Annotated in this window: 11 protein-coding genes; 7 read left to right on the top strand and 4 right to left on the bottom strand. The window is 48.9% G+C overall.

The features are described from left to right. Nucleotides 1-26 precede the first annotated feature (26 nt). The 6 genes from BBD42_RS29975 (at nucleotide 27) to BBD42_RS29950 (ending at nucleotide 8,001) form a co-directional block, all read left to right on the top strand. Nucleotides 27-1,757 (top strand): sensor histidine kinase, encoded by a 1,731-nt coding sequence (locus tag BBD42_RS29975; RefSeq protein ID WP_099521136.1) that lies wholly within the window; start codon nucleotides 27-29, stop codon nucleotides 1,755-1,757. Nucleotides 1,758-1,774: 17 nt separating this feature from the next. Further along, nucleotides 1,775-3,376 carry a helix-turn-helix domain-containing protein gene (locus BBD42_RS29970; RefSeq protein WP_172455673.1) on the top strand — a complete coding sequence of 534 codons (1,602 nt, stop codon included), beginning with the start codon at nucleotides 1,775-1,777 and terminating at the stop codon, nucleotides 3,374-3,376. Nucleotides 3,377-3,581: 205 nt separating this feature from the next. Then, nucleotides 3,582-4,514, top strand: coding sequence for an ABC transporter permease (locus tag BBD42_RS29965; protein WP_099521134.1), 933 nt, complete (start codon nucleotides 3,582-3,584; stop codon nucleotides 4,512-4,514). Between the two features lie 20 nt (nucleotides 4,515-4,534). Further along, complete coding sequence (locus BBD42_RS29960; protein WP_099521133.1) at nucleotides 4,535-5,416, top strand: carbohydrate ABC transporter permease; 882 nt, start codon at nucleotides 4,535-4,537, stop codon at nucleotides 5,414-5,416. Nucleotides 5,417-5,472: 56 nt separating this feature from the next. Continuing rightward, entirely contained in the window at nucleotides 5,473-6,978 is a 1,506-nt protein-coding gene (locus BBD42_RS29955; RefSeq protein ID WP_099521132.1) for an ABC transporter substrate-binding protein, read from the top strand. A gap of 123 nt (nucleotides 6,979-7,101) precedes the next feature. Continuing rightward, a complete protein-coding gene (locus tag BBD42_RS29950; RefSeq protein WP_172455672.1) occupies nucleotides 7,102-8,001 on the top strand; it encodes a nicotianamine synthase family protein in 900 nt (299 codons plus the stop codon). 113 nt (nucleotides 8,002-8,114) lie between these two features. Here BBD42_RS29950 and BBD42_RS29945 read toward each other — a convergent pair whose 3' ends face one another. The 4 genes from BBD42_RS29945 to BBD42_RS29930 all read right to left on the bottom strand — a co-directional run bounded on the left by BBD42_RS29945 (nucleotide 8,115) and on the right by BBD42_RS29930 (nucleotide 19,020). Beyond that, on the bottom strand, nucleotides 8,115-9,431 hold the full coding sequence (locus BBD42_RS29945) for a DUF11 domain-containing protein (RefSeq protein WP_099521130.1): 1,317 nt from the start codon (nucleotides 9,429-9,431) through the stop codon (nucleotides 8,115-8,117). Beyond that, nucleotides 9,428-16,057, bottom strand: a complete 6,630-nt coding sequence (locus BBD42_RS29940) for a DUF7507 domain-containing protein (protein WP_237163281.1) — start codon at nucleotides 16,055-16,057, stop codon at nucleotides 9,428-9,430. Before BBD42_RS29940 ends, BBD42_RS29945 begins: the two co-directional genes overlap by 4 nt. 195 nt (nucleotides 16,058-16,252) lie before the next feature. Continuing rightward, nucleotides 16,253-17,041, bottom strand: coding sequence for a class I SAM-dependent methyltransferase (locus tag BBD42_RS29935; RefSeq protein ID WP_216364895.1), 789 nt, complete (start codon nucleotides 17,039-17,041; stop codon nucleotides 16,253-16,255). Nucleotides 17,042-17,292: 251 nt separating this feature from the next. After that, nucleotides 17,293-19,020, bottom strand: coding sequence for a glycoside hydrolase family 2 protein (locus BBD42_RS29930; RefSeq protein ID WP_099521128.1), 1,728 nt, complete (start codon nucleotides 19,018-19,020; stop codon nucleotides 17,293-17,295). Between the two features lie 169 nt (nucleotides 19,021-19,189). Here BBD42_RS29930 and BBD42_RS29925 point away from each other — a divergent pair, with 169 nt between their 5' ends. Further along, a complete protein-coding gene (locus BBD42_RS29925; protein ID WP_099521127.1) occupies nucleotides 19,190-20,044 on the top strand; it encodes a helix-turn-helix transcriptional regulator in 855 nt (284 codons plus the stop codon). Nucleotides 20,045-20,098: the final 54 nt, after the last annotated feature.

Raw genomic sequence — 20,098 nt, 5'->3', positions numbered from 1 at the left:
TGAAATGAAAGGAACGAATCTCACCCATGCGAACGACCAAGCTGTTATTAAACTCTTTGCGCTTCAAGTTGTTCGCAACCATATTGCTGATTATTATCCCTCTAATCACCATTCTCATCTTGAATAGTTACTATTCCATGCGCGTCGTTCGCAATCAGGTTACCCAGTCAAACAAAAACATGCTGGGCCTTTATATGGGGCAAATCGACCGGAATTTGGAGGAGATTGACAAGTTTTTGTTTAATCTTTCCGAAACGGATGGGGATGTGCTTACCCTCACGTATCCGCGAATGCGGGACGAAGACGCTTATTTGCTGGCCAAGCTTGGGCTGTTCCAGACATTGATCGGAGAGAAGACCTATTATCCCTCCGCCGATTTGTTTTTCGCATATTCCGAGCCGAATGAGGAACTTATCATGACGCAGGATTTTGGCAACAGTACCGAGGAGCGGGAAAAAGTCCGTCATGAATTGTTAACAATGATCCTTAAGCAAGCCGGAACGCTTGACTATTCCAAATGGCATGTGTGGCAAGGGGAGGATGGGAATTATCTTTTCCATATCATCAAAACCGGAGAGGTTTATGTGGGTGCATGGATTAACAGCAACAAGCTGATGGTGCCGCTAAAGTTAATGCAAATGGGGGAAGCGGGCATATCTCTATTCACAACAACCCAGAATAAGCCGCTTAGTAATGCAGCTTTTATTCAAGAGAATGCGATTAACCTTCAATTTCCTACACAGTCGTATTCGAAAACAGGCCATGATTCTCATTTTCTCGTAATGGGCGAGCCTTCGAATCAAGGCAACTTCAATCTTGTCACGGTCATTCCGGAGCGCTCGATCCTGGAGCATCTGCCGTTTCTACAGCGAATATCAAACGTCGTTTCCATTGTCGCCGGATTGTTCCTGCTGCTGTTTTTTCTGTTGATGAGGCGGATTTTTTTGGAGCCTTTCAAAAAGATAATCGTAGCCATGCGCAAGCTGAAGGACGGGAATTGGAACGTTCAATTAGATCAGAAGCCAACTTCCACAGAGTTTGAAATGTTGAATCAAACGTTTGCCCGGATGATTAAAGAAATCCACAGCCTGAAAATCGATGTTTATGAAGAGAAGCTCAATCATCAGAAAGCGGAGCTCAAGCATTTGCAATTGCAGATCAACCCGCATTTTTTCTTGAATTCGTTAAATATCATTTATAATCTTGCAACCGTTAAGGATTATTTATTGATTCAAGAAATGGCAAAATGTCTGGTCATCTATTTCCGTTATATGTTTCGCAGCAATTCCTATTATGTCAGCCTGAAGGATGAATTTGACCATACAGCGAATTATTTGCGGATTCAACAAATGCGCTTTCCTAATAGTTTGTCCTATCAGGTTCAAGAAGTCCCTGATGCGTTGCGAAGCATTGAAATTCCTCCGCTAATCGTGCAGACGATGGTGGAAAATACGATCAAGCATGCGGTGGATATGGATAAGTCGATAAACATTCAAGTGAAACTGAAAGAATGCGACGAAAAAGGCCGGAAATATCTCGTGCTCACGATTCAGGATTCTGGCCCGGGATTTCCAGAAGACATGCTGGAGCTGTTGAAACGCGAGGCCTGGTCAAGCGGAGAAAGTGAACAGCTCGGTATTTGGAATGTACAGCGAAGACTGCGCTTGTTGTATCAAGAGGAGGCTTGCCTGCGATTGTTTAATCATCCCGATGGCGGAGCGGTTGTAGAACTATGGCTTCCCAAACGTGCAGCTTGATAAGGAGAGGTTCCCAGATGCATCATATACTGCTAGTGGATGATGAAATCCATTCCATACGGGGGCTGCAGGCCGGCGTCCAATGGGCGCAACTGCACATCACGCAAGTTTTTACCGCAAATAGCTTGAAGCAAGCTCAGGAAATATTTCGCGAACATCGAGTGGATATTATGGTGTGCGATATCGAGATGCCTCAAGGATCAGGCTTGGAGCTGCTGCAATGGGTCAGGCAGGCCTTCCCCCGGGTGGTGACGATATTTCTGACCTGTCATTCGGATTTTGATTACGCTCGGGAAGCAGTAAGGTTGCACAGCTTCGAATATTTATTGAAGCCTGTCGATTATGAGGAGCTGGAATCGGTTATCCAAAAAGGATTGGATAAGGTAACCAAAGAAAATGAGCTGCATGCTTATGAAGAGGCTTATAAAAAGGCACAGCGGTTATGGGAATCTAATCAGCCGCTGGTTGCGGAAAAGTTTTGGCAAGATCTCTTCCGCAAAGCTATCCCTTCCTCGCAGGATCGGTTGCTAGCGCATATTCAAATGCTAGGCCTGCCCTATCATGCCGGGATGCGGTTTCTTCCGGTTTATATAGCAGTCCAGCGCTGGCACCAGCCGCTGTCTCAGCGGGACGAGCGCATAATGGAATATGCTCTGCGTAATGCAGCCGAGGAACAGATTGCCCGAAACGACGCCCAAGCAGCTATTGTCTCTCTTTATGAACATTCTTTGCTTTTGATCTTGCCTGTGAGAGATAACTTGCGTTTTTCAGAAGTAAAAGGCTGGTGCGATCTTTATATTGCCAACTGCCATCAATATTTCTATTGCGACATCTGTTGCTATATTGGCAAACCTTCCGGGTTCGGAAGCTTGGCGGAAAACGTTGGGCTGTTGAAGGACATGGACGACAATAATATTGCGTTAAAAAATATGACGTTCTTGTTGGAAGCGAGACCTCAAAGTTCTGAACCAATCGAATTTGCATTATCGAATGAATGGGGAGAGCTGCTGAAACAGGGCTCAAAGGAACGTTTGATGGAGAAGATAGGTATTTATTTGGAGGAGTGGAGGCAAAAACCGTCACGATTAAATGCCAAAGCGCTGCATTTGTTCTATCAAGATTTTTTGCAAATGATTTTTTCAGTCCTCCAAGCAAAAGGAATTCAAGCAAATCAGGTGTTTGCAGATCAATTGCTTGCGACCAAATCGGTCAACTCCCTTCGTTCCTTGGCTGAGCTTGAGGAGCGAATTTACGATATGATCGAGATTACCCATAGCAGTATTCATGCGGCCGATAAAAATCTTTCCGTCGTGGAAAAAGTGCGGAGATTTATTAACCTATCGTTTGGCGAGCATCATCTGACCAGGGAGGATATCGCCAATCAGGTCTATTTGAATCCTGACTATTTGACACGAATATTCAAGAAAGAGACGGGCTTGTCGATTTCCGATTATTTAATGCACCAACGGTTAGAATACGCCAAAAAACTTTTGCGCACGACAGGTCAGTCGGTAAGCGACATCGCGCTGGCCTCCGGCTATTCCAACTTGTCCTATTTCTCCACGACATTCAAGAAAGCAGTTGGTGTCAATCCAGTGGAATTTCGAAAACAAACGTAAGCACTAAATGACTTAGAAAAGCTGCTGTTCCTTGACAGTCATAAACCATGACTGCAGGGAGCAGTTTTTTTTGCGCCGCTCCGTACAATTAGTCGGAATATCTAAACTGGGAAGTCGGCTCGTTGGTAAGTGCTGCTGGACAGAAACCGTTAAGATAAATATACATCCAGTTTAGAAAAAAACGAAAAGGGAAGAGGAGATTGTTATGGAGCAGCAAAGCTGGGGCGGCATGTGGAAGAAATTGAGGCGCTACCGTGCTTTGTTTCTGATGATGGTACCGGGACTCGCATATTTGGTCATTAACAATTATTTGCCGATGTTCGGTGCAGTCATTGCATTCAAAGAGGTCAATTATGAGAAAGGTATTTTTGGAAGCGATTGGATCGGGATTGAAAACTTCAAGTATTTATTTATGACGGACGATGCTTGGCGCATTACTCGAAATACGCTGCTGTATAACGGTTCTTTTATCATCATCAACACCGCTTTGGCAATTGCGGTGGCCATCCTGTTAAATGAAGTGAAAAATAAATTCGCATCCCGATTTTATCAGAGCGTTATTTTGCTTCCTTATCTCATTTCGATGGTAATCGTAGGATATTTGGTGCTTGCATTTTTAAACGTTGAGAGCGGCTTTATTAATAAAGAAATTTTGCCGCTATTGGGAATGGATCCGATATCCTGGTATACAGAATCGAAGTACTGGCCGTTCATTTTATCGTTTGTGAACATTTGGAAAAATATAGGTTACTTCTGTATTATTTATTTGGCGGCTATCGTTGGAATCGACCCGGAATATTATGAAGCGGCAACGATAGACGGGGCGAACAAATGGATGCAAATTCGAGCGATTACGATGCCGCTCTTGATGCCAACGATTATTATTATGACGTTGTTGTCGATCGGCCGCATTTTTTACTCGGATTTCGGCTTGTTCTATCAGGTTCCGTTGAACTCAGGACCGTTGCAGCCGACGACGGATGTTATTGATACGTATGTTTATCGCGGATTAATGACGCTGGGAGATATTGGAATGTCTTCGGCTGCCGGCTTGTATCAAGCTTTGGTCGGATTCGTGCTGGTACTCGTCTCTAACTTTATTGTGCGTCGAAAAAATCGCGAGCAAGCATTATTTTAAACAGGAAGGAGAGAATGAACATGAAAAACAATCAGCTCAATCAATTTGCTGTACACCTTGTATTTATACTAACGGCAGTGGCGTGTCTGTTTCCTTTTTTGCTGCTGCTCGTGTCGTCTTTCACGCAAGAGCAATCGCTGGTCCGAGATGGATATAGCCTCTTTCCCAGCCAGCTCAGCCTGGATGCCTATCAATATCTCTGGAAGCAATCCGCATCCATCGGCCGCTCGTATGGGATTACCATATTAATAACGGTTGTTGGCACCGCGGTTGGCTTGTTGATCTCCTCTTTGCTGGCGTATCCATTATCGCGCAAAGATTTGCCATTCAAAGGATTTTTGTCCTTTGCCGTTTTTTTCACCTTGTTGTTTAATGGCGGGCTTGTGCCGACATATTTGATTTATACGGAAATTTTTAATATCAAGGATACGTTGTGGGCTTTGATCATACCGCTCCTTTTGACCAATGGATTTTATATTTTGCTGATTCGGACTTTTTTCAGCAACTCGATTCCTGTCGCAATCATTGAGTCTGCTTATATCGATGGCGCGTCGGAGTTTAAAATTTTCTATCAAATCGTTATGCCTCTTTCTTTGCCTATTCTTGCTACTATCGGACTTATGCTAGGAATCGGCTATTGGAATGACTGGTTTAACGGGCTGATTTATATTACCGATGACAAGCTGTACAGCTTGCAAAATCTGCTGAATCGAATGCTTCAAAACATTCAATTTTTACAGCAGATGAATCTTGGCGGAAGGCAGAATTCTGCGGGAGCGCTTCCGATGAATACCGTTCGCATGGCAATGGCTGTTATAGGCATCGTGCCGATCATTTTAGCATACCCGTTCTTCCAGAAGTTTTTCGTTAAAGGACTGACTATTGGTGCAGTCAAAGGATAGGCCTTTGCCCATAATTGGGTTGGCATATAACTACATGATCAGGGGGAAATAGGCAGATGAAAAAACAAACCAGTTTTCTAGTATCGATTTTATTAGGCATTAGCTTGTTGGTTTCCGCTTGCGGAAACAACACCGACAACACAGCTACAGGATCTGGGAAGGGCAGCGTGGATTCCGACAAAAAAACGGTTGAGCTTACAATGGCTTACCTGAATTTGGGCAACGCTGCGGATGTTCAACTTGTAGAGGATGAAATTAATAAAATTACTTCCGTTAAAATCAATACAACCGTTCATTTGATGCCTATCGACATCGCAGCGTGGCAGCAGCAGACCAATCTTCTGTTGGCCGGAAATGAAAAGCTTGATTTGATCGTATCCTCGTCTTTTTTCGGTTACAGCAGCCAGGTAGCCAAAGGGCAGCTGATTGCCTTGGACGAGCTGTTGGAGAAAAACGGACCCGATATCCAAAAGGTTATGGAACCGGAGCTTTATAACAGCACCCGCATCAATGGGAAGAATTACGGTGTGCCGAGCCTTAAAGACTCTGCACAAGATTTTGGTATGGTCATGCGCAAAGATTTGATAGACAAATACAATATCGATTTGACAGCCGTAAAGACGTGGGATGATCTGGAGGAGAAGGTTCTTAAAGTCATCAAAGAAAATGAACCGGAAATCGTTCCATTGGCCGCTTCGCAATCTTCAACGCCTGCCTATTCCATCTATATGCCGCTTGTTGATCACCTAGGAGATCGACTTGGCGTCATTTCATTCGACGATCAGGAGTTAAAGGTGCAAAATCTTTATGAAATGGATTTATATAGGGATACGATAAATAGGGTAAGAGACTGGTATAAGGCAGGCTATATTTTGAAAGATGCAGCAACGACGCAGGAGACGCCTCCTAATATGGTGAAAGCGAATAAAGCACTCGGCTATTTGAGCAACATGAAACCCGAGTTTGAAAAACAGGAATCGAAGCTGACGGGTTATGAAATGGTTGGCGTCCGTTTAAGCGATGTCGTCATGCATTCCAATGCAGGGAACGGCTGGATGATGTCTATCGCGCGCAATAGCGAACAGCCCGAGCGGTCGATGGAATTTATGAATTTGTTATATACGGATGCGGAGATCATGAACTTGCTGACGCTTGGAATCGAAGGAACCCATTATGTTAAAAATGAAGATGGTACGGTACGAGTGCCTGACGGAGTTACTGAAACGGGTTATTTGTTCAATCAATGGGAGATTGGCAACAACTTCATGACCCATGTTTGGGAAGGAACCGCTCCTGACATATGGGAACAGACGAAAGCTTTTAACCAAGCCGCCAAAATTTCTCCGGCGCTCGGTTTCACTTTCGATCAATCTCCTATAAAAACGGAGGTTGCTGCTGTCACGAATGTGGAAAACCAATACCGCGTCGGTTTCGAAACGGGAACGCTGGACCCTGCCATGCTGGAACAGTTCATTAAAGCTTTGAAAGCGGCTGGCATTGATAAAATTATTGCCGAGAAGCAAAAGCAATTGGACGAATGGGCCGCAGCTAACGGCAAATAAAGATTTTAAACTTGCTAAAGATGATTTGCCGAATACCCAGTCCTAACCTTCGTCTACATTGTAGGCCATTCGAATATATTCGAAGTGGGAACCCGGATGCAGATTGAAGGAGGAATTGGGCAAATGGAGGATTTTTCTACCGATACTACCATTCATACAGCGAGCATGCCAAACATTCAAAAGGTCGATGAGTTTATTGCGTTTATCCGTGAAATAAATGAGCTTCTCCAAAAAGAAGAGGATCTTTCTCCTGCCAATCAACGGGTGGCGAGCATGATCGGGCGCCTTTCACAGCAACTGCGCACTTGCTACTCGCCCGAGGAAATTAAGGCTGTTCTAAGCGACGAATATATGGCCAAAAACCAGCGAATGCTGCAGGATAAGCTGTCAAAAGCCGAATTTCAAGTGGAGCTGGCTGATTCTCAGCATATTTGCAGGGCAGAGGCTGCCGCAATGGATATCGTCACACAGCTGCCTTACTGGACGATTTATATGGCTTTAGTTAGCGAGGAGCTGTCCACGCTGCGTGCGTTTATTCGGCAAGACGGTGAAATAGAGAATTCGCCGATTGTATTTGTCGGCAGCGGGCCAATGCCGCTAAGCGCGATTATTCTTCATCTATTAGCTGATGTGGAGGTCATCTGCCTTGATATCGATCCAGCGGCCTGTGAAACCTCGTGCTCTTTTCTCGAAAAAATGGGGTTAGGGACGAAAGTGAATGTCATGATGGAAGATGGGGCGGAGTTCGATTATAGCTGCTATAGCCGAATCTTTGTAGCTAGTCTCGTGCAAAATAAGCTGGCGGTGCTTGAACAAATAGCTCGTACATCCCCCAATCCTCTCATAGCTGTTCGTACGGCCGTTGGCATGAGGCAAATCATGTATGAAGCGATTGATGAATCACAGCTGAATAAGCGGGGTTGGCGGATTTTGGCACGGACTTGGCCTGATGCTGATCTGGTCATCAATTCAACGTTGTTTCTGGATCGTGCGACTATTCCTGATGCAGCGGCGAAGCGGTAGCTGCATTAAAACAAGCTGGAATTCTGGCAATAGCCTGAATTCCAGCTTGTTTTTTCAATGATTATTTTACATAGATTGTTCTACATATGGATCAGTTCATGTGCCCAAGCTCCTCATTCATACGAGTATTCAATGTAAATCACATTACTGTTGGAGGCCACTTCTCCGCTGTGCTGAACTCCGTTCAGTTCATACGCATATTGGGCTGTGGCCATTCCTTGCAGTACAGGACTCGTTACCAGCGGGCTTACCCTAGCCTGATAGTAGATTTGAACTGTGCTTCCGGGCGATACATTCCCTATATTAATGGAGCCAGAGGCGTCCGGATCTGCGGCGGGTACCCCATTTATGAGGATGGACCCGCGCACGAGAACCGTTTGCCTAATCGTAAGGCGGGTCAGCGTAACATCAGCAGCCCAATTCCCGGAATTCGTCAGCAGGCCGGTATAATTAACAACAGCGTCAGGCTCTACGATAGAAGGATTCGTGCTAACCTCAAGCTGAAAGAGCGGATAGCATACCTCTGTTGAAACGGTGTTTGATACCGAGGGCTCCAGCCGTATAACGCTGCCGTCAGAGCTTCTATAGGTGCCTTCTGTGCGGGTTTCGTTGATTAAAAGCTGCCCCGGTGATACAGCATTGCTGCCTGTGACCATCACCTCAAAGGTTACGATAGACTGCGTTCTCGGGGCAACTGATCCTAGTGCGATGCCTGCGTCCACAGGCTCCCCGCTTTGCATGATTCCATTTAAGGTAATGCTGTTGCGGACGAAGAGCGTGCCGCTCGGAATAGTGGATAGCAGGAGAACATCTGCGGCGACGTCCCCCTTGTTTGCTACACGTGCGGTGTAACGGAGTGTTTCCCCCGGACTGGCGCGGGTTTTGTTCACCGACAAAGTAATCGTGATCTCCGGCTTGCCGATTCGGATTACAGGAAGTGTGACCGTATTGGAAAAAACGCTATCCTCGACGAGCCGCCCATTGGTCGTCTGGAAAGTATAATCGGCCCGCACCCGGTTGCTCAGCTGCTCGCTGGTCATTTGCAGGGCGGTCATAAGCTGGAAAGTAATGCGAATGTTCTGATGCGGGCGGAGCCTGCCAAGGTGCAAACCGGACACGGGATTGGCGCCCGGAAGCGGAATGCCCTCCCGGTGTACGCTGTTAGGGACAAAAGCAGTTCCTTCCTGCAGCAAATCATAGATGGTAATATCGGCGTCCCGATTGCCCGAATTAGTAATGGATATAGCGAAAATGACCGGGAGGCCGGGAAATGCCTGAGATGATTCAGAGCTTTTGACCAGAGTGATGACAGGGCCTACGATGGGTGTGTTCACCGTATTGGAATAAGTAACAAATTCTGTTCCACCTGCGCTATATAGAATGCGGGATTGGTTCAGCAGGCTTTCTTCCTTGGCCGTGCCGGGCGTCATGATACAGTCACCTGGAAGGTAACGGTAGACGTGGCACCTGCTGCTATTGAACCGACGGCTATGCCGACAGAAGGATTTGCCAACGGAAACGATACGTTGTTCACGTTGACGCTGCCTGCGACAAAGGTGCTGCCGACTGGAATCGGGTCAATAACGACGACATTGTTGACAGTAGAAATGCCGTTGTTCGTCACAAGAATCGTATAAGTGATGGTATCCCCAGAAACGGCATCAATGGCGAGCGTACTTTTGACCACACTGACATCTGGAGAAGAAACCGGAATGATGACCGTATTGGATGGTGCTGAGCCGGTTGCCGTCCTTCCGTCGGGAAGCAGGAAGGAAAAGTTAGCTACTGCTGAGTTGACTAGCTGCTGCGGCGATGGCAGCGAGCCAATGGTTACTTGAAGGGTTACCGTAACGGTAATCGTACCTCCTGCCGGAACGACTCCGACAACGATGCCCTGGTCAGGATCGATTCCGGGCTGAGGCATACCGTTGATAATGACACTGTTGGGAACAAACTCGGCGCCTGCGGGTACCGGGTCTGAGAGCGTAACCGTTGCACTCGTATTTCCTGTATTGGTAATGTTCAAATAGTAGATAACGGTATCGCCTACCGTAGCGACAGTCACATTGGAGCCCTTTAGAACGCCAATAATCGCTTGGACTACAGGCAGTGTGACAATATTGGACATGGATGTGCCCGAGAATGCACCAGAGGTGAAGCTGATGGCTGCCTGGTTGCTGAAGGAGCCAGACGATGGCAAGGCTGTGACGGTGACACTGAAGGTGACCACAACGCTGCCGGCAGGAGCTATCGTTCCAAGCTGGATGCCGGCTGCCGGATTGCTGCTCGGACGAGCAACGCCATCGACGCTAACACTGCCCGGAACAAATGAGGTATTGGCCGGAATCGGGTCAACCAAAATGGCATTCGTAACGTTTTCAATCCCGGCGTTAGTTACAGTAATCGTAAACGGTACAATATCGCCAATTGTCGTTGCGGTAAAGGTTGTGCTTTTCACAGCAGTCACATTAGGTGAGGAAACCTTTGAGGTGACGGTGTTTGACAAGGCAGATCCTGTGAAGCTGCGCCCATCTGGCAAGGTATAGCTGAAAGCGGCTGTGGATTGGTTCACTAGCTGCTGGGTTGGCGGCAGTGAAGTAATGACAACAGAGAAAGTTAATGTTGCAGGGCTGCCAGGGGCAATCACGCCGAGCGGTATGCCAGCAGAAGGGTCAGCGCCAGCCAGGCCGGAGCCGTTCAGCAATACACTGTTCGGTACAAGAGTCGTTCCAGCCGGAATCGGGTCAGTCAAAGTTGTCGTAGCGCCAATATTTCCAGAGTTCGTAATCGTGGACGTATACACGATGGTATCTCCAACTGTAGCAGTCGTGCTGCTGACGGTTTTGACTACGGACAAAGCAGGCTGAAACACAGGCGTGGCTACATTGTCCGAGAAGGCCGTAGCCGAGAGCGCACCAGAAGTAAAGCTGACAAACGACTGGTTGTTGACGAAAGCTGGATTCGGAACCGAATTAACCGTCACGCTGAAGGTGACTGGTACAGATGCTCCAGGGGCAATATCGCCCAGCGGTATGCCCGCAGCCGGAACTGCCGTAGGCTGCAAAACTCCGTTTACTGTCACACTTCCTGGGACCAAAGCCGTACCTACAGGAAGCGGGTCGGTCAGCAGCGTATTGCTAATAGCGGCAATTCCGTTATTCGTTACATTGATACTGTACGCAATGGTATCCCCAACAGTGGAAGCGGTGGTAGTCGTTACTTTGACTATAGAGACGTTGGGGGCTTTTACACTTACTACAACCGTATTGGAGGTTACCGATCCGCTGAACGGACGCCCGTCAGGAAGCGTAAAGTTAAAGCTGGTTGTGGCTTGGTTTAAAAGCTGTTGCGGCGTAGGCAGAAATTCGATCAGGACAGAGAAGGTGACCTGAACGGTTGCTCCTGGCGCAACGGCACCGATAGGGATTCCCGTTATGGGCGAAACGGCAGCTTGAGGCACGCCGCCCACGATAACGCTGTTCGGAATGAAGGAGGTTCCTGTCGGGATGGTGTCCGTGACGGTTGCCGAAGCGCTATAGTTTCCGGAATTTGTAACGGCTATTGTATAATTCAGCGTATCGCCTACTGTTGCAGCGACAACACCTGCTGATTTCACGGCCGTCAGAATCGGCTGGTTAATTGGTGTTACTGAGACGTTGGAGAAGGTTGACCCCGAAAAAGCTCCAGAAGTAAAGGTTGCAGACGATTGGTTAATGAGCGAGCCGGATGGTGGGAGTGAATCCACCAGAACGTTAAAGGTAACGGTAACCGTTGCTCCCGGCGCAATCGTTCCGAGTGGAATCCCGCCAGCTGGAACAGCGGCAGAGCTTGGTACGCCATTGATTGTAACCGAGCCTGGTACGAAGGATGAGCCAGCGGGAGTAGGATCCGAAAATATGGTGTTGGTGACTGACGCAATACCTGTATTGGTCACGCTGACGGAATAGGGAACCGTATCTCCGATTGTTGTATTGGCTGTCGTGGAGCTTTTGACTATCGAAATATTGGGGGCGGACACAGAAATAGTCAATGTATTGGACAAGGCGCTGCCTGACAGTGTTCGTCCATCTGGCGGAACAAAGGTGTAGGCTGCTGCGGCCTGGTTGGCAAGCTGCTGAGGACTCGGCAGGGAAGTCACCAGCGCACTAAAAGTGACAAGGACCGTTGTCCCGGCAGCCACAGACCCTACTGGAATGCCTGTAGCAGGATCAGCTCCAGCTACAGGCAAGCCTCCAACCACCACGCTGTTTGGAATAAAGGTTGTGCCATTAGGCAGGATGTCGGTCAAGGTGACCTGTGCGGCCAGATTGCCTGTGTTGGATACAGCGACGGAATATGTAACTGAGCCTCCAACAGAAGCGTTGGTCGTATCCGAGGTTTTCACCAGATTGATGACAGGCTGCGTAACTGGCGTATTCACGTTGTTGGATTGGGACGTTGACGAGAAAGCGCCTGAGGTAAAGCTGACTGTGGACTGATTTGAAATTACGGATGGAGCTGGCATGTTGACCATCACCTCGAAGGTTACGGTAGCAGAAGCACTGGGGGCTAATGTACCGATTGGAATGCCGATAGCCGGATTTGCAAGCGGTACGGACGCACCATTTACAAACACGCTCCCGGTAATAAAGCTTGTGCCCTGAGGCATCATGTCGCTTATGACCGCATTGTGAATTGGAGCTAAACCATTGTTGGCGACCAGAACGCTATAGGTGAGCGTGTCGCCGCTGGCTACCGATGAGCTGCCGCTGCTTTTGAGCACAGACACATTGGGTGTGGATACAGAGATTGTAACTGTATTGGATAAGGAATTTTTCGCAAACATTCTGCCGTCAGGCAGAGTATAGGTGTATAGCGCATTCGACTGATTGACAAGCTGCTGTGGATTCGGCAAGGAAACGACGACAACCGAGAAGCTGACGACATTAATTTCGGCTGCGGATACCGTGTCCAAAGCGATGCCTGTAAGTGGATCGGCACCCGGATTCGGAAATCCGTTAATAACAACGCTATTGGGTACAAACACAACCTCAGGAGGCAACACATCCTCTAATCGAACTTCAGCCGGATAATTGCCGGTATTGCTGACGGTTAATGTATACGTAAACGTGTCTCCTACAGTTAATGTACTGACGCTGCTGCTTTTTACCACGTTAATGACGGGTAGGTAAGCGGCCGTTGTGACCAGCGCTGAGGAGGAGGATCCGGTAAAACTCCCTGAAGTAAAGCTCACATTAGCCCGATTGCTGAGCAGCGCCGGGATAGTTGACGCAACGGCTGCCACACGGACGTTGAAGCTAATCGGCACGGTACTCCCAGCGTTAATGGTTCCAAGCAGAATGCCGCCGCTGGGGTCTGCATTAGGCAGGGCTGTGCCGTTCACGACGAAACTGCCCGCTACAAAAACCGTTCCGGAGGGAAGGTTATCCGAAAATACAGCATTAGTTACCGCTTCTATACCGTTGTTCGTGACGGATATCGTATACGTCAAAATATCGCCTATGGTGGCAATCGTGCTGTTAACCGCTTTGGTTACAGTTACACTAGGCGAGGTAGCCGGGATATCGACTACATTGGACGGAGCCGTAAAGCCTGTAAATGAGCGTCCGCTTGGCAATTGATACGAATACGACGCTGTTGCCTGATTCACGAGCCGTGGCGGTGAGGGCAGCGTGCTCAGAAGGAACTGAAATGTAATAGGAACGGAGCTGCCGGGCGCAATCAAGCCGAGAGAAATACCCGCTAGCGGAGAAGCCCCCGGGACGGAAACCGTGTTAACCGTGACACTTCCAGGCACAAAGGAGGTGCCTGCCGGAAGCGTATCCGTTAAGGTCGCTTGTGCAGCCAAATTGCCAGTATTTGAGACGAACACCGTATAAGTTAACGTATCTCCAACGGTGGCAACGTTCCGGTTCACCGATTTCACTGTACGCATAATCGGCTGATAGACCGGAATGGTTACGGTATTGGACAGCGATACACCGCTGAATGCTCCGGAGCTGTACGCGACTGAAGCTCTGTTGACAAATTGAGCCGGAGAGGGCAGCGATGACGACGTTACTTGGAAGGTGATGGTTGCTGAACTGCCCGCATTCAAAGTGCCGATAGCAATGCCGCTTGCAGGATTAGCCGACGGCTGCGGGGCTCCGTTCAGGGTCACGCTGCCGGCGACAAGAACAGAACCGCTCGGCATGGCATCGGTCAAAGTTACATTCGTGACGGGATCAGTGCCATTGTTGGCTATTACTGTGGTATAGGTATAAGCCTCTCCGACAGAAGCATCAGGCACGCTGGCGCTTTTGACGACTGTTACATTCGGCAGGGCAACAGGCAGCGTAACGGTGTTCGAGGCTGCCGAGCCGGAAGAGGTTCGGCCGTCGGGAACCGTGAACGTATACGCGGCAGCAGCCTGATTCACCAGCTGTGGCGGCGAGGGCAGATTTTGAACCAATACCCGAAAGGTGACGGTGGCCGAGCCGCCTGCCGGAATGGAGCCAACCGAAACCCCGGCAGCAATATTGGCTCCCGGCACGGTCGCACCTCCCACAGTCACGCTGTTGGGCACAAACGAGGTGCCCGCAGGTATCGGGTCCGTTACGGTTGTCGTGCCAGCGATATTGCCTGAGTTGTTCACAACAATCGTGTAAGTGACGGTGCTTCCCACAGTTGCATTAGCCGTGCTTGCCGTTTTGTTCATCGCCAAAATCGGCGAATAGACCGGGACAGTGACCCCGTTTGACGGTATAACGGCAGGGGTGATCGGGCCTCCGGCTACGCTTTGAAAATTGAAGGAGGCGCTGGCTGTGTTGACGAGCAGCTGTGTGCCGGGCATGGAAGTTACCCGTGTGCTGTAGGCCACGGAAATAGAGGCGCCTGGCGCCAAAGTACCGACCGGTACGCCAGCCGTAATATCGTTGGTCGGCCTTGCAGCACCCGCAACCGTGACGCTGCCCGCAACGAAGGTTAATCCGGCCGGAAGGCTGTCGGTCACAATCATATCGGTGGCATTGGCTGTTCCCGTATTGGTGACGGTAACGGTATAACGAATCGTATCACCGGTCAGGGAGCCGGATACATTAGCCGATTTGGTAACACCGACTCTCGGCGCGTTAATATCAATTTGCAGGGCATTGGCATTCAGGACATAGGCATCGCCAGAGGTCGTTAATTGAAGTACAGCCGAGGTCTGATTATTGACCAGTCTGGCCGATATATCCACGTTGGTAATGTCCCAGCCCTGTCTTCCTCCCGCAATATTGCTTCCAGGCGCACCGTTGGTCTGGTTGCGGCTCCCGAAGGTGCCCGTTGTATCCAAAGCGCCGGCATTATTATTGATTTGGGAGGCGAAAAAGTTGTTGGCGAAATTGTTCGTACCCGACAAAGCAACCAAGGTTGCAGTTGTAGCGCCGAACAGCGCCTGATCACCGTTTCGGTTGGCATCCCCCTCTTGAGCGCTGAATAAGGCTCTACCTCCAAGAGCCCCAGATACAGGCGTAGAGAATCCAGTAAGTGTAGTATTAACAGCTGATGAGGTGCTTTGAACGAGAATGGCCCCTGCCCTCAGAGACATATTGCGAAAGGGAAGGGTGGCATTTTGATAAATGACGCCGAGTGTCCATCCGGCGTTGTTGGCGGTTGGATCATTGCTGATCGTCAGGGTGCCTACGACCCGTCCTGTCGTATAGGTTCCTGCACCGCCCTGCTGAACCAGCGAGGTCACATTTGCCGTTCTTACATACCCAAGCGCCCCTCCGCCAAAGTCAAAAATGTTGCTAGTAGCCGAGTCTGGCGATACGTCAGAGGTGGACAAGGGGGTGGCGAAGGACACCGGATTATTAATGGCTGCCGTCAGATTGGTGGTACCGTTGACGTAAGTGCCGCCCCAGATCAGCTCTGCGTAAAGCACGGTGCTTCCTGCGGGAAGATTCAGGACGGCTGACGAGCTGTTAAGCAGATAATTATCCGTGGTGCCAAAAGGATAGGTGCCATATCGCAGGGCGGTATTGGTTGTAGTGAATGCGCCGATGCTGTCGGCAGTTCCGGGTATGCCAGACACCTCGGAACGGCTGAGGCCGAGGGTGTTTCCCGTAAAGGTAATGGCGCCTGTTGCATTAACAGTTGCCCGAACGATAAGTGGAATGTTGATTCACCTCCATTTCGGAAAGACAACTCCATAAAAGTTTCTATCAACTCATGAGTATGAGCCTAAACTCTGGAATTTGTCTGTCCAAATTCGGGCAAAGCAAATAAATTATCGATAATAACGGGATCGTTTTCTGGGATTGCTTAAAAATCGCGGCGCTTTTTTATGGAGATGTCTCCGAGCCAAAGAACGCTTGGGGGGGATTGGCGGAACGGCAACGGTTTCTTCTGGCAAGCGAGGCTCGGCTTTTTCTATGGGATCCGCAGAGGGCTCAAGTTTGCGCAATGCGTTTACGCAGAAGGGCTCCATTTGGGATTGCCGTGACAATTGATCAAGCTCGGATGCTGAGATGTGCTCTTTGACGACGACGAAATGATACATGATTTCATCCACGACATTGGCCTGAAGCCGTTGAAGCTCTTCCAGTTCTTCCGATTCATACATAGGGGAGCGAAAGGTTTCATTGTAGAAGTATTCCATGCGAAGCAAGCGGAAATCGAATGGAATTTCCTCCAAGTCATTATAAAACTTGATTTCTGGAGATTCGGGTCCGTGTGGCGGCTGATAAAAATGCTTCGTTAAATAACGAGGGGTATGCTCGTCAAAGCGATGCCGGAGCAGAGGATTTGTCGCGTTTCTGAAGCTGTGGGCATAAGGAGCCAGTATGCATACGACGGATTTATGAATAGAAATACGATAGATTTCCTTCAATACGGCATGTAAATCTTGTACATAAGGCAGGCTGCGGGATGCCAACACCCATTCTATCGAATTATCAGGCAGAGGAATGCCGTTGTTCACATCCCATACCAAATCCACGCCATCCAGAGGACGTCGGTCAATTCCGTAAAAGTCAGGGTGCTTGCTAGCGCCGCAGCCCAAATCCAGTTTCATCATCGATCCCTCCTGGGTATGTGTAAATTCAACGGCTCCACCCTATAAAGTATCCTAGGGAAGGTCAAGATGTGACTGGAAGGATAGCACGGACAAAGCGGGAACAGCTTTAGACTAAGGCAAGGTACATACCTATGGTCTCCATATTCCGCTCTGCAAAAAAAACGCCGAACAATACTCCTGCTTGGCAGGGAATTGTCCGGCGGTAGTTATTTCTGCTTTTATAGAGGAGAGCTTGGAACGTTACCGTTTGGCTATTTGTGCAGATCCGCAAAATCGTTCCAAGATTGGTAGATGCGCCGCACCTCGCGGAACGCTTGTTTAGGCTTGCGGTATTCGTTCAGCAGGCCTTTATTGTTGAAGCTGCGCGCACGGTCGCGAAAATGCTTGCCGTCGCTCTTCAGATCGCCCCGGATATCGGCAAATTGCCAAATATAGGTGCCGCCGATTTTAGCATCGCTGCGGAATATGTCCAGCGCCTCCGTTACGATTTGCGCCTGATAGTCCTCGCTGAACAATCGTGGCTCCCAGCCGACATCTCCAAAAATGCCCGCTCCTCCGAACTCGGTCATGAGCACGGGCCGGTCACCCGCACCAAGCATTTCTGCCCGCTCGTGGAACTGCTGGAGCATTTGCCGAAAGCCGCTTATATCGCCTTCGTACCAGCCATAATATTTGTTGATGCCAATGACATCAAATAGCGGGAGCAGAACGTCCTCCAGCGGATGCATCGTGGCGTAAGTAACAAGTCTGGACGTATCCATCTGCTTGACTAAGGAAACGAGGCGCTCCGTCATCTCATAGGCATCCTGCGTACGGGAGTCGATCTCATTATGAACCGACCAGAATACGACCGATGGATGATGGTAGTGCATGCTAACCATCTCTGAGATCATCGTGAGCGCACGATCCTGGAATAAAGGCTCGCAGACCGTTTCGTTTGGCAGGAAGGCTCCCCACATCGGGATTTCGCTCCAGAAAATGATGCCATGCTCATCCAGCAGGTCAAGCCAATAAGGGCTTTGGGGATAATGGGAACCCCGCACCGTGTTGCAGCCAAGCTCCCGGATAATATCGAGGTCCTTCTGCATCAGCTTTGGCGGAAAAGCAAAGCCCCACTCCGGGTGCTCCTCATGGCGGTTCACGCCCTTCAAATAAATCGCAGTGCCATTAATGAGAATCCGGTGGTTCTTTGTTTCTATTCGGCGGAAGCCGATTCGATCGATTTTGTCGTCAAAATCGGTACGAGCTTCTATTTTATACAATTCCGGCTTACCTACATTCCACAACCGCACGTCGCTCCAATGCAGCTTCACTTCGCAATCTACAGACTGGCCTGCCTCTAGCTTAACGTGCTCGGAGTGAAAGACATGTCCGCCTTCGGAGAGCTTCAATGTTGTAGTGACAGCTTGCTGCGAGAGGGAGTGAAGCCGTACCTGAATACAAATGTCCGCATCTGCTCCTTCCAGCAAGTAGTCGATTTTGAGCTGCTCTATATACAGATCCGGCAAAAGCTGCAGTTCAACGGAACGGATAATGCCGCCGTAGTGGAACCAATCGACGTGCTCCGTTGGAATGGTAAGGCGATCCAATGTGCTGTCTGTTCGCACGATAAGCTCATGCTCTCCCTCACTTAATGAAGGAACGACAAAGTCAAACGGGGTGTAGCCGCCATAGTGGTAACCGAGATGACGTCCGTTCAAATAAACATCGCAATGGCCTAGCACGGCATGAAAAATCAGTCTGACATGCTGCGCATCTTCAAGCCGAATCTTTTTTCTATACCAGGCAACGCCCTCGTAATGGAACAAAGACAACTCGTTATTCCAGCAGGATGGAATGTATAAAGATTTTGAATCATGTGGAAATCGATCGAACCATTTTCCATGGAGTCCTTCATTGCCCGGATCTGTCACAAAGTCCCATGGCCCGTCCAATAATGCTGTCTTGCGAATATGATGCTCGCGAAAAGTCCTTAACAACAGTATTCCTCCTTCTTCGCTATGAAGCATTAGTCAGCTTGGCTATCGTTTGATAATATGGATAATAGCATGCGGCGTTTTGAGGCGGAATGGAATAAACCTGCAATCGCATGTAAAAATCGATCTTCATTGAAGCGAGATCGGAGAGGGGGGGATAGAGCTGGAGCTAATGCCCTATCACACGAATAACCTAGTGCTGCACATTCATTTCGTTCTCGATAAAATAACGTATCCGGGCTGGGAGGATGTTCGCAATCTTGTGAATGTGCACAGCTTGTATTGGATTCATGGGGGAGAGGGGACCTTTCTGACGAACACGGAGCATAAAGTACAGGCGGGCATGCTCGCTTATTTAAAGCCCGGTCTTGAAATGTCCATGCGCTCAGAGCCGCACGCCCCGCTCCGCATGACGATGGTTCTCTTTGATTGTGCGGAGCTTATCTATGATGTGATGTGGGGGGAGGTTAAACCAATAAACAAGCTTACGCTCCCTTTTTTAAGTCAATATCCGCCCAAGCAAGCGGAAGAGCTAGGGGAGCTGTTTCGTGAAGCACATGAGGATTGGTTCGCAGGAATTGCGGCTGGCGCTAGCATTGCCCAATCCAAACTGCAAATATTGCTGCATAGGCTGCACCAGATTGAACAGCCGGACTGGAACTTGGCTGAATCGGGAGCTTTCGCCGCCTTTGAACAAATAAAAAAGCATTTGGAGGGCAGCTATAGGGAAAACTTGCGAATTGAGCAGCTGGCGAAGGAATACAGCATTTCCGCCTCATACCTGCGAAAGCTTTTTCTCAAATATACAGGCATGGGACCGAAAGAATATTTGAACCATCTGCGCAACCAGCAGGCTTGCGGCTATTTGCAATTTACAGATTATCCGGTTAAAGAGGTAGGCAGGCTATGCGGCTATTTCGAGGAGTTTCACTTCAGCAAAATGTTTAAGCTGCTAAATGGCGTTTCACCCAGCGCCTACCGAGCGATGCAGAGAAGGGGAGAACAGCATCCCGAAAAGAAAGATTAAAAAAGCGTTTTCAATCATATTGCCCTGACGAATATAACATGTTAATATGTTAAC

The organism is Paenibacillus sp. BIHB 4019 (assembly GCF_002741035.1).
In the GTDB taxonomy this organism is placed as follows: domain Bacteria; phylum Bacillota; class Bacilli; order Paenibacillales; family Paenibacillaceae; genus Pristimantibacillus.
The sequence above is the reverse complement of the archived record's forward strand: the minus strand, read 5'-3'. Positions and strand labels throughout refer to the sequence as shown.

Excerpts from the sequence above, each read along its gene's own strand:
- BBD42_RS29945 (WP_099521130.1), bottom strand. The coding sequence starts at position 9,431 with ATGACGCCCGGCACGGCCAAGGAAGAAAGCCTGCTGAACCAATCCCGC.
- BBD42_RS29935 (WP_216364895.1), bottom strand. The coding sequence starts at position 17,041 with ATGATGAAACTGGATTTGGGCTGCGGCGCTAGCAAGCACCCTGACTTT.
- BBD42_RS29960 (WP_099521133.1), top strand. The coding sequence starts at position 4,535 with ATGAAAAACAATCAGCTCAATCAATTTGCTGTACACCTTGTATTTATA.
- BBD42_RS29975 (WP_099521136.1), top strand. The coding sequence starts at position 27 with ATGCGAACGACCAAGCTGTTATTAAACTCTTTGCGCTTCAAGTTGTTC.
- BBD42_RS29965 (WP_099521134.1), top strand. The coding sequence starts at position 3,582 with ATGGAGCAGCAAAGCTGGGGCGGCATGTGGAAGAAATTGAGGCGCTAC.
- BBD42_RS29955 (WP_099521132.1), top strand. The coding sequence starts at position 5,473 with ATGAAAAAACAAACCAGTTTTCTAGTATCGATTTTATTAGGCATTAGC.
- BBD42_RS29950 (WP_172455672.1), top strand. The coding sequence starts at position 7,102 with ATGGAGGATTTTTCTACCGATACTACCATTCATACAGCGAGCATGCCA.
- BBD42_RS29925 (WP_099521127.1), top strand. The coding sequence starts at position 19,190 with ATGCCCTATCACACGAATAACCTAGTGCTGCACATTCATTTCGTTCTC.
- BBD42_RS29970 (WP_172455673.1), top strand. The coding sequence starts at position 1,775 with ATGCATCATATACTGCTAGTGGATGATGAAATCCATTCCATACGGGGG.